Source organism: Pectinatus cerevisiiphilus, assembly GCF_004341685.1.
Classification (GTDB): domain Bacteria; phylum Bacillota; class Negativicutes; order Selenomonadales; family Selenomonadaceae; genus Pectinatus; species Pectinatus cerevisiiphilus.
Window position 1 is genome coordinate 1 of sequence record NZ_SMAA01000002.1, and the last position, 15924, is coordinate 15924.

Consider the following 15924-nt stretch of genomic DNA (forward strand, 5'->3'; position numbering starts at 1 on the left):
TCTTCTCAGTTGTTCCTAGAAAACACGGAAAAGAAGTGGGTCGCATGCTCAAAGCAATTCATGCCCAAGAAGACAAAGCCGCTGCTTTAGAAAAGGCCGAACTCGTAGCTAAAAAGCTACGTATGATGAAACTGAAGAAAACGGCAGATAAACTACTGGATGAGATTGCTGAGACACTGACATATATGGATTTTCCAGAAGAACACTGGAAGAAAATCCGTACCAACAATGCTATTGAACGGCTCAACCGAGAAATACGACGCCGTACTCGCGTCATTGGCACTTTCCCTGATGGAGAAAGCGCATTAATGCTTGTTTGTGCTAGGCTTCGCCATGTAGTAAGCACTCAATGGGGTGCGAAAAAATATATGGATATGAAGCATCTGTATGAATGCGGTACCGAGACAATTCTTGGCTAACTTTAGTAGCAATGAGGTCTATGATTTTGCGAAAGAATATTGACAGTACCTGGAAAAATTGAAGTGTTTACAATAGTGAAAAAATTATTAATAATTTTTTCATTCTATATTTACATCTCAATGAATAAGTTGTATTATATATATAAAGTTGTATGATGTTTATAAACAAGTATGACGAATTGGAGTGAGTATAAGGAGGTGTACTGTTTTCGATGAATTTAATTGAGACTTCACAAGCGATAAAAGAAGGTCGCACTTCACTTGGACTTGAACTGGGGTCTACGCAGATCAAGTCGGTACTAATTACAGATGATTTTGAAACAATAGCTTCAGGGAGCTATGTGTGGGAAAACCAATATAAAGATGGTATATGGACATATCCCTTGGAGCAGGTTTGGGACGGAATCAGAGAAAGTTATAAGCACTTAGCGGCTGATGTTTTTAGTAAATACCATCAACCTTTGGTGAAGATAGGTGCTATTGGTGTCAGTGCTATGATGCATGGATATCTGACTTTTTCTAAAAATGGGAAATTACTGACGCCTTTTAGAACATGGCGTAATAACATGACTGAAGCTGCTACAGATGAACTGACAGAGTTATTTGGCTTTAATATTCCACAGCGGTGGTGTATTGCCCATTTGTACCAAGCAATACTAAACAATGAAGAACATGTCGCTAAAATAGATTTTATGACTACTTTGGCCGGTTATGTGCATTGGCAGCTTTCAGGTGAAAAAGTTATTGGTATAGGGGATGCATCAGGTGCTTTTCCGATTGATGAACAGGCAGGCAATTATAATGCTGAATTTATGAACCTGTTTAGTAATATGGAAAAGGTGAAACCGTACCCGTGGGATATTCGTGCAATACTTCCTAAAGTATTAAAGGCAGGTCAGCCAGCGGGAACGCTGACGAAGGAAGGCGCTGCTATGCTGGACGCGAAAGGCATACTTGCAAGTGGCAGCATAATGGCACCACCGGAAGGTGATGCTGGTACAGGTATGGTCGCGACCAATAGTGTGCGTAAAAGAACAGGCAATGTTTCAGTAGGAACTTCAGCTTTCTCAATGGTCGTTTTAGATAAACCGCTGAGAAAAGTTCACCGTGATATTGATGTAGTAATGACACCTGACGGTTCTCCAGTAGCGATGGTCCATACTAATAACTGTTCGTCGGATATCAATGCCTGGGCAGAAATTTTTAAACAGTTTGCAGGTAGATTGGGAATTGATTTGCAGCCTGATAAATTGTATGAAGCTTTATTCCTTGTGGCTGTGAAAGCTGAACCGGATGCGGGTGGCCTTGTTAATTATAGTTATTTATCTGGTGAAAATATAACTAAAATGCCATCTGGCAGACCTTTGTTTGTCAGAACTGCCAATTGCAAGTTTAATTTAGACAATTTCGTATTATCACAGCTTTATGCTGCTTTTGCGCCATTGAAGATTGGTATGGATATTTTGATGAATGAAGAACATATCGAAACTGAGGTGCTTATTGCGCAAGGTGGTTTATTTAAAACACCTGTGATCGCGCAACAGATACTGGCTAATGCGCTTAATACACCGATTACGGTTATGAAAACGGCAAGTCAGGGAGGCCCATGGGGAATGGCTGTCTTGGCGGCATATGTAAGAGAAAAAGATAGCGGTTTAAGCTTGGATGATTTTTTAGATCAGAAAGTTTTTGAAAAACCGGAAACACTGACATTGAATCCTGAACCGATAGGTGTTGAAGGCTGTGAAAAATATATTAAGCTTTATCAGTCTGGATTGCCTGTAGAAAAAACGGCAATTGATATGCTTGTAGAAAAAAATAGTAACGGTAGGTTTTTGGGTGGTTATTTAAACGGTATTTAATCTGTTTTATAGTGAAGAATATGCTGTAAAAAATACCGTTTTATAAAATAATAAATTGAAAATTTACAAATTAAGAAATATTTATTTAAACAATATTGTATATTTAAGGGAGTAATGAAAAATGTTATCGATTCCAGAATATGAATTTTGGTTTGTTACAGGCAGCCAGTTCTTGTATGGTGAAGAACAATTGAAACAGGTGGCTGAAGATGCAAAGGATGTAGTAAAAAAACTAAATGATAGTGGTAAATTACCGTATAAAATAGTTTTTAAAGATGTTATGACGACTGCTGATGGAATCACAAAATTTATGAAAGAAGTAAATTATAATGATAAAGTGGCAGGCGTAATCACTTGGATGCATACTTTTTCACCAGCCAAAAATTGGATTCGTGGCACTAAATTATTACAAAAACCATTATTGCATTTAGCTACTCAGTATTTGAATAAAATCCCTTATGCTACTATTGACTTTGATTATATGAATTTAAACCAAAGTGCACATGGTGATCGTGAATATGGTTATATTAATGCCCGGTTGCATTTAAATAATAAAATAGTTTACGGTTATTGGGGCGATGCGGATGTGCAGGATGAAATCGCTCGTTGGGAAGATGTAGCTGTTGCTTATGATGAAAGCTTTAAAATTAAAATATGTCGTTTTGGCGATACTATGCGTAATGTTGCTGTTACTGAACTTGATAAAGTAGAAGCACAGATAGTATTGGGTTGGACAATTGATTATTACGGCGTTGGTGACTTGGTGGAAGAATTGGAAAAAGTCACTGAAGCAGATATCGATAAAGAATACAAAGAACTGCAAAAAAATTATACATTGGTTCAGGGAAACAATGATGCAAGCAAATTTGAACATTCAGTACGCGGCCAGTTGAAAGAATATATTGGCATTAAAAGATTTTTGGAACGCGGTGGTTATACAGCCTTTACTACTAACTTTGAAGATTTGCACGGGCTCACACAGTTACCTGGACTGGCAACTCAGCTGCTGATGCGCGACGGATATGGATTTGGTGCTGAAGGTGATGCTAAATCAGCTGGCCTAAGCAGACTGATGAAAATTATGGCACATAATAAGAAAACTGCTTTTATGGAAGACTATACACTTGATTTACGTAAGGGTCATGAAGCTATTTTGGGTGCGCATATGCTGGAAGTTGATCCGTCTATTGCCAGTGAAAAACCACGCGTTGAAGTGCATCCACTTGATATCGGTGGTAAAGAAGATCCGGCAAGGCTTGTATTTACTGGATCAGAAGGCGATGCTATCGATGTGACACTTTCTCATTTTGCTGACGGATTCCAATTGTTGAGCTATCCTGTAAATGGTAATAAACCAGAAGCGGAAACACCACATTTACCAGTAGCTAAACAATTATGGACACCTAAAGTAGGCTTGAGAAAAGGTTCGATTAAATGGATTGAAAATGGTGGCGGACATCATTCTGTTTTCTCATTTGCTTTGACAGAAGAACAAATAAATGATTTAGCTAAAATGTTTGGTATAAAATCAATTGCAATTGAATAAAAACATTATATTACCATAAATATGAATTGATGGTCAGTTTAAATGTAGATAGCGGCATTTATGGTAATGCTAGCAATCAGTTCGTCATTGTAGGATGCATTAGGGATATTTTTTACTTATATAAAGCTTGAAATATCCCTAATGTTTTAAAATGACTTCTTATCTAAGTGGAGAGGTGTAAAATTTTGGAAGAGAAAAAGATATCAAGCAGTTATATTTATTTTTTTGGGGCATTTGGTGGGATTCTCTTTGGTTATGATATTGGTGTTATGACCGGAGCCTTGCCTTTTTTGACATATGATTGGCAGCTTACCGATGCGTCAACTGTAGGCTGGATAACTTCTGCTGTTATGTTCGGGGCAATTTTTGGTGGAGCTTTAGCAGGGCAGTTAGCCGATAAACTGGGACGACGCAGAATGATTTTATTATCGGCAGTATTATTTGCCATTTTTGCATTGTTATCAGGTGTAGCTCCTGATAATGGACAGACCTATATGATAATAATTCGTACATTTTTAGGTTTAGGCGTTGGTGCAGCTTCTGCTTTGGTACCGGCCTATATTTCGGAATTGGCACCGGCGCGGCTGCGTGGTCGTCTTTCTGGGATTAACCAGACGATGATTGTTTCAGGGATGTTGATCTCATATGTTATAGACTTTTTACTAAAGGATCTGCCAGGGGAAATGTCATGGCGCTTGATGCTGGGATTTGCATGCCTGCCAGCTATAGTTTTGTTCTTGGGCGTTTTGCGTTTGCCAGAATCGCCACGCTATCTTATAAAAAATGGGCATTATGATGAAGCTCGCAAAGTATTGAGTTATGTTCGGCCGGAAAATGAAATTGATGCTGAACTAAAAGATATACAGGAAACTGCAGAAAAAGAAAATCGTGCAGAACATCAGACTAGCTGGGGCAGTCTGTTGAGCAGTAAATATCGTTATTTGATCATTGCTGGTGTCGGAGTTGCCGCGTTTCAACAATTTCAGGGCGCTAATGCTATTTTCTACTATATTCCATTAATTGTAGAAAAGGCAACTGGTAGTGCGGCTACCAATGAACTGATGTGGCCTATTATCCAAGGTGTAATTCTTGTTTTAGGTTCATTAGTATATATTTGGATCGCGGAAAAATTCAATAGACGTACACTTTTAATGGTTGCTGGTTTTGTTATGGGACTGTCGTTTATTTTACCAGCAATTATAAATTGGCTTGTACCTGGTACGAGTCCAATGATGATCGTATTTTTCTTGTGTATTTATGTTGCGTTCTACTCTGCAACATGGGCACCAATAACATGGGTTCTTGTCGGGGAAATATTTCCTTTGGCGGTTCGTGGCCGTGCAGCAGGGGTGGCATCTTCTTTTAACTGGATCGGTTCATGGCTCGTTGGACTGTTATTCCCTATCATGACTGCGGCTATGTCACAGGAAGCAGTATTTGCTATTTTTGGCATCATCTGTATGCTGGGTGTGTTGTTTGTAAAAATGCGTGTTCCGGAAACTCGTGGTCGCACATTGGAAGCAATAGAAGCGCAGGAAACAGATAAATAAACCGTTATCTTAGCATCGAAAAGAATTAAATAATGTTGTATATGATACCGAAGCAGGAAGGTCTTAGCTGCTTCGGTATTTTTTTCTAAATATTTGAACCTTGGATAATTATATGATAATATAATTATTACTTTAAGCATTCGCCAACATTGATGCTGACTTTGTGTACTCTAATACTATATAGAATATATATATTGATATCTGTGGTGTAATATCTTGCAAAAGGAGAAAAGCAATATGAAAATAGTTTTATCACCTTCAATTTTGTCGGCTGATTTTTCCTGCCTGGCCGATGATGTACAAAGATTGGAAAAGAGTGGGATTGAGGATATACATCTTGATATTATGGATGGGCATTTTGTTGATAATATCACTTTTGGAACCGGTACAATTAAATCCTTGCGTCCTCATACGAAAACAAATTTTGATGCACATCTAATGGTGACAAAGCCTGACGCACTTTTAGCGGGACTGGCTGATGCTGGTGTGAATAGCGTTACTGTCCATAAAGAAGCATGTGTCCATTTATATCATACCTTGGAAACTATTAAAAAACTGGGCATGGACGGTGGGGTAGTGCTGAATCCGGCTACTGATTATGAATCACTGAAATATGTGGCGCGGGATGGATTACTTAAAAAAGTTTTGGTAATGTCTGTCGAACCCGGTTTTGGTGGACAAGCATATTTGCCAATGAGTACGAAAAAAATAGCAGATTTGGCAGAGTGGAGAGATAAAAATAAATTCGAATTTGTTATACAGGTTGATGGTGGCATAAATATACATAATATAAAAACAGTTATTGAAGCAGGAGCAACAGATATTGTTATTGGTTCCGCTATGTTTAAGGAGCGTCAAATCGAGGATAATGTTGCAACCTTTCGTAAGGCAATTGAAATATTTTAAAAAAATAACGTAGATAAAAGCTATGTTGTAAATAAGTTACCCCCTATAAGTTGGATTTTAGATCCAAACTTATAGGGGGTATTTTAGAAAAAAATATGTTTTTGGGAAGATTAATGGTGTAGTTATTATAATATGAAAATAAAGATGGTGTATAAGAATAATACACTATTATAATGGTATAAGAATAATCATTACTGTTATGATAATGATTTAATATTGCCAGATATATGCGGAAATTACTTTTTGTGTATCAGAAAATTTTCCGTATTTCTGGAAAACATTTCATCTATGACAGTAAATAAAAATTTGTTAGAATGAATTTAGGTTAGGGAGTGACTAAAATGGTCAAGCTGAAAAAACGTAGTAAGCGAATTTTTGAACTATTAAAAAATTATCCTAATGGAATAACAGGCGAACAGATGGCAAAACAGTTAGGCGTTTCCTCAAGGACTATCAGATCAGATATAAAATTTTTGCAGGAATTGCTTGAACCACATGATGTTAATATTATTGCTATACCAAATAGAGGTTATCATATTAATAATATAGAAAATGTGGGGCAGCTTGAAGATGAACTATCTAGACAGGATAATATTAATTTTGAAACTTCAGAAGAAAGAATTAATTGTATAATAGCAAAATTATTAGAAAATACTTTTTCAGAAAAACCTATAACCCAAATGGATTTAGCGGATATGTTGTTTGTCAGTGTATCTACGTTGAAAGCACATTTATGTGATGCAAAGAAGATACTTGGTAAGTATGATTTGAAAATTGTGCAGTATAAAGGGAAAGGAATGATTATTGACGGTGAAGAGATAAAAATTCGTTATTGTATGGCAGAATTTATAAACAAGCATAATTTTAAACCATTTTATCAGAAAATATTGCCTAACACAGACATGGTAAAGATAGATAAAATAATCAAAAAAATTTTGAATCAAAGAAAACTACAATTGGCTGATGATGCAAAAGAAAATTTATGTGCACATACAGCTATAGCTGTCCAACGGTCAAAATATAATAAAACTGTTTTATATTCAGCGAGTCTTGCACAGAAAATAAGCAATACTTTCGAATATGATGTGGCTAAAGATATTGTTGCTGAAATTTATGAACAAGATGGGATAGATTTATCATATGCAGAAATTTATTATATTGCTCAATGCCTTTTAGCTAGTAAGAAAGTTTTTGATATGGGAGAATCAGCAGATAAAGTCCATGTGAAGGAATTGGTAGATGTCATTTTAAGAGAAATTAATGAAAAGATGGTAATTGATTTTACTAATGATGAATATCTGCGTGATGGTTTAATGTTGCACTTGAATATAGCCTTGACCAGAATAGAATTCCATATGATTATTCGTAATGAACTTTTGGATACTATAAAAAATGATTATCCATTAGCATTTCAAATGGGCGTTATAGCTGGAAAAATCGTTGAAAAATATGACAATATTAAGATCAATGAAAATGAAATAGGCTATATTGCGTTACATTTTGGAGCGGCAATAAGCCGTAATGGTATCAAAGAAAATATAAAAGCAAAAAATGTTGTTATTGTTTGTTCAGCTGGACTTGGTATGTCAGTGTTACTTAAGGCGAAAATAGAAGAACATTTTAATAATAGACTGAACATAATGAAAATTATACCTGGGTATGAAGTGGATAATTCTATAATGGATAATACAGATTTTGTGTTTACCACAGTTCCTTTAAAAGGAATCCACTCAGATAAAGTGATAATGATAAATCATATGCTAAAGGAAGAAGATATTGTAAAAATAGAGAACAAAGTTTTTCGAGAAAATAAAACAGAAAAAATTGAGATTGAAACGTTTTTTTCTAAAACAAATTTTTATATAAATAAGAATTTTGAAGGAAAAAACGAATGCCTCCATTTTTTGACAGATCAAGCGATAAAAAAAGGTTTGATGACAAGTAAAATAAAAGAATTAGTTTTTGAAAGGGAAGAAATGGCGTCAACAGCTATAGGGGATTTGGCTGCTATTCCTCATCCTATGTATAACGAAGATAATAAATCCTTTGTATCTTGTCTTATTTTGGATAAGGCTATCATGTGGGAGGATCTTCCTGTTCAAGTTATATTTTTGCTCAATATTGGTAAAAATAATGCAAATCTTTGGGAAACAATGTTTTTGAAACTTTACAACTATATTAAATTGAAAAATGGTATAAATTCTATGCTGGAAAATAAATCATATGATTTATTTTTAAGAGAATTTATGGAAATGTTTTAGATGCTTATTAATTAAGTATTTAAATATTGATGGAAATATAAAGAAACTTTTGCAACAAATATAAATTGAATATATTTGGGGAATGTAATTTTTAGTGATATCCAAAATAGAGATAGAATTTTAACTAAGAGTAAGTGTATGACAAATAAAAATATTGTTTGCTGAATACTATATAGAAACAATAGGGGGATACTTGTATGAGCGCAATAGCATTAGATGAAGAATTAATTTTATTAAATCTTGATGGGAAAGATAAATTGGAAGTAATTTCTAAAATGGCGAATAACTTACAAAAACTTGGATATGTAAAAGAATCCTATAAAGATGCAATTATCGCGCGTGAAAAAGTTTTTGCCACAGGATTACCGACATCGCCATATGGAGTAGCAATCCCTCATACTGATATTGAACATGTGAATAAACCGGCTATTTGTGTAGCATGTCTTTCTCAACCCGTAGATTTTGTGATAATGGGTGAGAAGAATGAAGAAGTTCCTGTCAGAATAATTTTTATGCTGGCGATGAAGGAACAACATGCACAACTTGGAATGTTACAAAAATTGATGAAAATATTACAAGAGAAGGGTGCTTTAGAAAAGATAATAAAAGCGCATGACTCTGTAGATATTAAAGATTTCATACGTAAAAGATTAGAATTATAAAAGGGAGCGTTTATTATGCAAAAAGAAAAATTAGTTTTAGTCGCGTGCGGCACAGGTATTGCAACATCTACAGTTGTTTGTAAAAAAGTAGAGGAGTTGCTCGATAAGAATCATGTTAAAGCAAAGGTAATACAATGCAAGATTGCTGAAGTAGGTAGCTATGAAGATCAGGCTACAGTGTTAGTTACAACTACTATACCACCAAGAGAATATAAAATACCGGTAGTAAAAGCTTTAAATTATTTAACCAATATGAATACCGAAAAGACAGATAAGGAAATATTGGATGCATTAAAGTAAAAAATTCCCCCTCAGTTAAAGTCACATCTAGAAAAATTGTTAAATAAAACAAAATATAAATAAATATATGATATTTCACAATTATTCTATCGTTGAATTTTGTAATGTAATTTTATGTTTCAGGAGGAGATTAAAATGATTTTAGAAGTAGTTCAATTTATTTTAGGATTGGGGCCAACGGTAATGCTACCAATTGTTATCACTATTATTGGTATGGCATTCGGGCAAGGGTTTAAAAAAGCATTTCGATCAGGTGTAACAATAGGTGTAGGTTTTGTTGGTATTAACCTTGTTATTGGTTTATTAACTTCCAATTTAGGTGATGCTACACATCAAATGGTTACGCGTTACGGATTAGCTTTGAATATTATTGACGTTGGTTGGCCTGCTGCGGCAGCTATGACATGGGCTTCACCAGTGGCTGCATTTATGATACCAATTTGTATGGTTGTTAATATCATCATGTTGGTCACAAAAGCAACAAATGTTGTTGATATTGATATTTGGAATTATTGGCATTTTGCAGCGGCTTCAGCAACTGTATTTGTATTAACTGGAGGAAACTGGGGATTTGCTATTTTAGCTGGTATTATTTATGAAATTGCAGTTTTGAAAATTGCTGACTGGACTGCTCCTATTGTTAAAAATTATTTTGGGATGGAGGGCCTTTCGTTCCCAACAGGATCAACTTGCGCCCAAGGTCTTATAGGTATTCCTATTGTAAAATTAATTAGTAAAATTCCTGGTATTAAAAATTTACAGGCAGATCCAGATACTATTCAGAAACGTTTTGGTATTTTTGGTGAACCTCTTATGATGGGTTTAATATTGGGAATTTTACTTGGAATTCTTGCTGGGTATCCGGTGGGGAAAATACTCCAAATTGGGATTATAATGGCGGGCGTTATGTTCTTAATGCCTCGCATGGTTAAAATCCTTATGGAAGGGTTAATTCCTATATCAGAGTCAGTTAAAGAATATCTTCAAAAGAAAAATTTTGGTAAAGATAGAGAATTGACTATCGGTCTTGATGCAGCGGTTGCTGTAGGACATCCTGCAGTTATTGCTACTGCTCTTGTATTAGTACCATGTACCTTGTTTTTATCTGTAGTGATTCCTGGAAATAATGTATTACCTTTTGGTGATTTGGCAACAATTTGTTTTTATGTAGCATTTATTGTAGGTGCAGCGAAAGGTAATATTGTTCATTCTGTTTTAGCAGGAATCGTTGTTATGGGGTTAGCTCTTTTGATGGCAACGAATATTGCTCAATTCCATACATCTATGGCTGTTGCGGCAAATTTCCAAATGCCGGAAAATACGACAATGATTTCAAGTCTTGATCTTGGTGGTAATTTCTTAAACTGGATTGTCATTAAAATATTTCAATTTATTTAAGTTCATTTAAGTTTACTTTCAACATAACAGAGCCATAAGTCTGGTGCTTGTGATGCTGGTATATTTGATATATTTATGTTTTAAAGGAGATATCGTTTTATGAAAGCTTTGGTAAAAACACAACCGGGTGGCGGCCACTTTGAGCTTATTGATAAAGAAGAACCAATAGCAGGCATAGGGCAAGTGAAGATACAAGTCGAATATGCGGGTGTATGCGGTAGTGATGTTCATACATTTGAAGGACATTATAATTATGATGCCACTGATCTAATATTGGGGCATGAATTTGCTGGGGTAATAACTGAAGTAGGTGAAGGTGTAACCGGTTTTAAAATTGGTGATAGAGTAACGTCCGAAACCACTTTTGAAATATGTGGAAAGTGTAGATATTGTAAAGAAAAACAATACAATCTTTGTTCTACGCGAAAAGGAATTGGTACACAACAAAATGGCGCATTTACAAAATATGTAATTGCACGTGCTGCAAGTGTACATCGGTTACCCCAAAGTGTGAGTTGCAGAGATGCTTCTATAACGGAAGCTGCTGCATGTGCTTATCATGGAGTCAGTAGGGCAAAGATAAATAAGGACGATATTGTATTAGTACTGGGACCAGGACCTATAGGGCTTTTAGTGGCACAAATAGTAAAATCATATGATGGTATCGTTGTAATGACAGGGCTTACTAAAGATAAAGAACGACTTGATGCTGCTAAAGAAAAATTTGCTATAGATTATATCGTTGATGTGCAGACAGAGAATACAGCAGAGTTAGTAAAAAAACTTACTGATGGATATGGTGCTGATGTTTGCTTTGATTGTACTGGAGCAGTTCCTTCAATGCAATTGGGTATGGATTTGTTGCGTAAACAAGGTCAATACGTTCAGGTAGGTTTATTTGCAAAAAATGTAGTAGATGTAGATTTTTCCAAAATAATTCAGAAAGAATTATATGTAACGGGAACAAGAAGTCAGAATACACATGATTGGGAACCTACTTTAGCTTTAATGAGCAAAGGGGCTATTAATGCAGCTAAGATGATAACAAATGAACTTGGCATAAATGAATGGGATAAAGCATATCATCTCATAAAAAGTGGTGAGGCAATTAAGGTCATTTTTAAACCTATTGACTAAAAACTAATCTGAGTATAAAAATGAATGGGGTGTTTAGTATGGGGACAACTATAGTAATCGGAAGCGATCATGCTGGTTTTAGGATGAAAGAATTTATTATAAAGAAACTAGAAGAAGCAGGCTATACTGTTGAAGATAAAGGAACCCATAATGAAACATCCGTAGATGCGGGGGTATATGCAGTGGCTGTTGGTGAAGCAGTCGCTGCAGATCCGCAGCAGAAGCGGGGAATTTTAATTTGTGGGACGGGAATTGGAATGTCAATGATGGCTAATAAAGTGAAAGGTATACGGGCGTCACTTGTTACTGATCTTTTCTCGGCTAAAATGACAAGAGCCCATAATGATGCGAATGTACTGTGCATGGGAGCAAGGATAATAGCACCTTATATGGCTTGGGAGTTTACTCAAACATGGCTTAATACAAAACATCTTGGTGGTAAATATGCTAAAAGAGTACAAGCCATGATGGATTATGAAAAGCAACATTAAAAATATAGCTTAGGTAATATGTAAATATTAATAAATACTAATAAATGAATTTTATAATAGCAGGAGAAGCAAATGAAAATAAATTTACCTATGCCAGCAATATCAGCATCTGTTTCTTGTATGGATTTAGGACATATGCATGAGGACATAAAAGCTGTTGAAAACAGTACAGTTTCTTTTTTCCATTATGATGTTGTTGATGGGAAATTTAACAAATGTTATATATTAGGTGATTTGCTTTGCCAGTATTTAAAAAATAATACTAAATTACCAGTAGAAGTGCATTTGGCAGTGTATGATGTAGAACCGTATATTAATGTTTTTGCGGCTAAGGGTGCAGATTATATAGCGGTGCATTATGAAGCTATGCAAGGACAAAATCCACATAAGATTTTTTCTAAAATACGAGCATTAGGAGCGGAACCAGTGTTGGCATATAAGGCTGATACTGCACCACAAACTGATTTTATTGAGCTGGCTAAAAATGTTGCATGGATACTAAAACTTACAGTCAATCCTGGTTTTTCTGGACAAAAAATAAAACAAGATGCAATTAAGCATATAAAAATGATGTATAGTATGCTTAAATCTGCTAACATAGATACACGAATTCAAGCGGATGGTAATGTCAATGCATCAACAGCAGGGATGTTGGCTGAAGCGGGGGCAACTATATTTACAGGGGGCACATCTGGATTATTTTTACGGGAAAGAAGTATACAAGAAAATATAGAAAAAATGTTAGTACCTATACACACAGTGCTGTCACAAAATTGATAATATTAGAACTTAATTGATTATGTAGTATAAGTTTTGCTGAAAATTTTTTAAGAAGATGAAAACGAGGATTTATTATGAAAGCATTATGTCTGCACGGAAAGCATGATATTCGTTTTGAAGATATAGCGGAACCTCAGATAGAGCATGATAATGACATAAAGATAAAAATAAAAGCAGCAGGGATATGCGGCTCAGATATTCATCGTTATGCGCAACTAGGACCATATGTAAAAGGAATGACATGGGGACATGAATTTGCTGGACAAATAGTGGCTGTTGGTAAAGCTGTTAAACATTATAAAAAAGGGCAAAAAGTTACAGCCTGTCCTGCATTATATTGTGGGATATGTGATTCGTGTAAAAAAGGGAAATATGCACAATGTGAGAAACTTTCTGTCATAGGTGCGTATCGGCAAGGCGCTTTTGCTGAATATATTGTTTTACCAGAAGAAAATGTAGTTGCACTTTCAGATACAGTAGCTTATGATGAGGCTGCAATTATAGAACCATCTTGTGTGGCTGTGCATGGTTTATATAATGCAGGAGGTATACAGGCAGGAGATGTAGTTTGCTGTACTAGGGTGTGGAACAGTGGGGGCTATGGCACTGCAATGGGCAATAATATCAGGAGCAAAACGGGTAATAGCTATAGATATAAATCAAGCTCGTTTGCAAACTGCACTTAAACTTGGAGCAGATAATATTATAAATGCAGTGGGAAAAGATCCCTATGAAGCAGTTTATGAGTTGACTAAAGGTAAGGGTGTGGATATCGCTGTAGAAGCAGCAGGAACGGTTGAAACATCTGCGCAAGTGCTAGCTTTACCAGAAAAAGGGGGAAAGGTAGTTTATCTGGGAATACCATATAATGATGTCAATATAAATCGCTTTCGTTTTGAAAGAATAGTGCGCAATGAACTTTCTATATTTGGTACGTGGAATGCCATATCAGGACCTTTTCCAGGGAAAGAATGGAAAACTTGTGTACATTTTCTAGAAAAGAAAATTTTAAAAACAACACCTTTGATAGATAGAGAAATACCTTTAGCAAAAGGACCAGAAGCTTTTGAAGATGCTGTAAATGGCAAGGTTACTGGGAAGGTTATATTTTGTCCGTAAGATATCAATTATTGGTGAAAATATATAAGGAGTATTTGTATGGTAAACTGGAGCGAACATCTTAATAAAAAAATAAGCTGTAAATGTGGACATGACCATGAATGTGATATTGCTCATGTTGATATAGGATATAATGTAATAGAAAAATTGACCGAATATGTTAAGGTAGAAAAACACAAAAGTATATGCATAATAGCTGATAAAAATACAATAAAAGTCGCTGGTAAAAAAGTATATGAAGCCTTGAAAAAAGCTGGAGTTGATTATTCAGAATTTGTTTTTCAGGATGATGAGTTAATTCCTAATGAATTCAATATAGGTAGAATATTTACGCATATACCATATGATTGTGATTTTATAATAGCTGTTGGTTCGGGTGTAATCAATGATATGACACGTTTTGTTTCACAAAAATTGAAATGTCCGTATATTATTATAGCAACAGCACCATCAATGGATGGCTATGCATCTGCGGTATCACCGCTTATTGTTGATGATATGAAGCAAACATATGAAAAACTCGGCTTTCCTTGGGCTATTATAGGAGATGTTGATATTTTAAAGAATGCACCAGAGCATATGATAACATCAGGAACTGGTGACGTTTTTGGTAAATATGTTTGTCTGGTGGAATGGAAATTCTCCCATATTGTCAATGATGAATATTATTGCCCGAGTATTGTGGAAATAATGTATAATGCTGTTAATAAGACAGCTAAAGCTGCGGATAATGGTATAGCGCAAAGAGATCCAGAAGCAATTATTTCAGTCATGGAAGGTTTGGTATGGGCAGGTACAGGAATAAGCTATTGTGGTAATTCCCGCCCAGCATCAGGGTGTGAACATCAAATGGCACATTTTTGGGAAATGATGTTTCTCCAAAAAGGACATCATGATATTTTACATGGAACATTAGTCGGTATTGCTACGATTGCTGCCTTATATATATATAAAGAGGCAATGGCCTTATTGCAGCATGAAACCGATTTTACGAAAAAACCATTTGATAAAGCCGTTTGGGAAAATAAAATAAAAGAAGTATATGGACCAGCTGCGGATGGTGTATTAAAGTTAGAAAAAACGGTAAATAAAAATAGAGATGATAAATCTGCATATCGTATGAAAAACGTTCTTGCACATAAGGCAGAAATAATAGAAATAAGTAAAGCATTACCTGATGTAAATGTAATGATAAAACGTATGCAAAAAATTCATGAACCATATTTGCCACAACATGTAGGCATTTCTCATGAACTACTTAGAAATGCCTTGGTTTATGCGAAAGAACTACGTAATCGATATGGTGTTCTTCAGATGTTATTTGATTGTGGGAAATTAGAAGAAGTGGCTGATAAGGTTTGTACACAATTAGAACAAATGTCTTGATTGTAGGTACAAAAAATTTTTTATAAAGTGAAAAGTTATTGATATGCAAACTATCCCCTTATGTTAGAGTTTAAGGCTAACACAAGGGGATAATTTTATATAAGAGT

At 35.2% G+C, this 15924-nt stretch carries 15 protein-coding genes; all 15 read left to right on the forward strand.

Features of this window, described 5'->3' with window-relative positions; translation table 11 throughout:
- The coding region (locus tag EDC37_RS01165) for a transposase (RefSeq protein WP_207900812.1) at positions 1–419 on the forward strand (419 nt) is incomplete at its 5' end.
- A 212-nt stretch (positions 420–631) separates the two neighbouring features.
- Positions 632–2281 carry a xylulokinase gene (locus tag EDC37_RS01170; RefSeq protein ID WP_132547092.1) on the forward strand — a complete coding sequence of 550 codons (1650 nt, stop codon included), beginning with the start codon at positions 632–634 and terminating at the stop codon, positions 2279–2281.
- A gap of 121 nt (positions 2282–2402) precedes the next feature.
- Positions 2403–3827, forward strand: coding sequence for an L-arabinose isomerase (gene araA / locus EDC37_RS01175; protein ID WP_132547094.1), 1425 nt, complete (start codon positions 2403–2405; stop codon positions 3825–3827).
- Positions 3828–4012: 185 nt separating this feature from the next.
- Positions 4013–5377, forward strand: a complete 1365-nt coding sequence (locus EDC37_RS01180; protein ID WP_132547096.1) for a sugar porter family MFS transporter — start codon at positions 4013–4015, stop codon at positions 5375–5377.
- Between the two features lie 237 nt (positions 5378–5614).
- The gene (gene rpe, locus EDC37_RS01185) at positions 5615–6283 is read left to right on the forward strand and encodes a ribulose-phosphate 3-epimerase (protein ID WP_132547098.1); all 669 of its coding nucleotides are present in this window, start codon (positions 5615–5617) and stop codon (positions 6281–6283) included.
- Positions 6284–6624: 341 nt separating this feature from the next.
- Positions 6625–8544 (forward strand): BglG family transcription antiterminator, encoded by a 1920-nt coding sequence (locus EDC37_RS01190; protein WP_132547100.1) that lies wholly within the window; start codon positions 6625–6627, stop codon positions 8542–8544.
- A 197-nt stretch (positions 8545–8741) separates the two neighbouring features.
- Positions 8742–9206, forward strand: coding sequence for a PTS sugar transporter subunit IIA (locus tag EDC37_RS01195; RefSeq protein WP_132547102.1), 465 nt, complete (start codon positions 8742–8744; stop codon positions 9204–9206).
- A 15-nt stretch (positions 9207–9221) separates the two neighbouring features.
- Positions 9222–9506 carry a PTS sugar transporter subunit IIB gene (locus tag EDC37_RS01200; protein WP_132547104.1) on the forward strand — a complete coding sequence of 95 codons (285 nt, stop codon included), beginning with the start codon at positions 9222–9224 and terminating at the stop codon, positions 9504–9506.
- Positions 9507–9641: 135 nt separating this feature from the next.
- Positions 9642–10904 carry a PTS galactitol transporter subunit IIC gene (locus tag EDC37_RS01205; protein WP_132547106.1) on the forward strand — a complete coding sequence of 421 codons (1263 nt, stop codon included), beginning with the start codon at positions 9642–9644 and terminating at the stop codon, positions 10902–10904.
- A 99-nt stretch (positions 10905–11003) separates the two neighbouring features.
- Complete coding sequence (locus tag EDC37_RS01210) at positions 11004–12041, forward strand: zinc-binding dehydrogenase (protein ID WP_132547108.1); 1038 nt, start codon at positions 11004–11006, stop codon at positions 12039–12041.
- Positions 12042–12079: 38 nt separating this feature from the next.
- Entirely contained in the window at positions 12080–12532 is a 453-nt protein-coding gene (gene rpiB, locus EDC37_RS01215) for a ribose 5-phosphate isomerase B (RefSeq protein ID WP_132547110.1), read from the forward strand.
- Between the two features lie 72 nt (positions 12533–12604).
- Positions 12605–13309, forward strand: coding sequence for a ribulose-phosphate 3-epimerase (locus EDC37_RS01220; protein ID WP_132547112.1), 705 nt, complete (start codon positions 12605–12607; stop codon positions 13307–13309).
- Positions 13310–13386: 77 nt separating this feature from the next.
- On the forward strand, positions 13387–13998 hold the full coding sequence (locus tag EDC37_RS12480; protein WP_231040056.1) for an alcohol dehydrogenase catalytic domain-containing protein: 612 nt from the start codon (positions 13387–13389) through the stop codon (positions 13996–13998).
- Positions 13913–14431, forward strand: a complete 519-nt coding sequence (locus EDC37_RS12485; RefSeq protein ID WP_231040057.1) for a zinc-binding dehydrogenase — start codon at positions 13913–13915, stop codon at positions 14429–14431. The genes EDC37_RS12480 and EDC37_RS12485 overlap by 86 nt, the downstream gene beginning before the upstream one ends.
- Before the next feature lie 39 nt (positions 14432–14470).
- Entirely contained in the window at positions 14471–15817 is a 1347-nt protein-coding gene (locus EDC37_RS01230) for a sn-glycerol-1-phosphate dehydrogenase (protein ID WP_132547114.1), read from the forward strand.
- Positions 15818–15924: the final 107 nt, after the last annotated feature.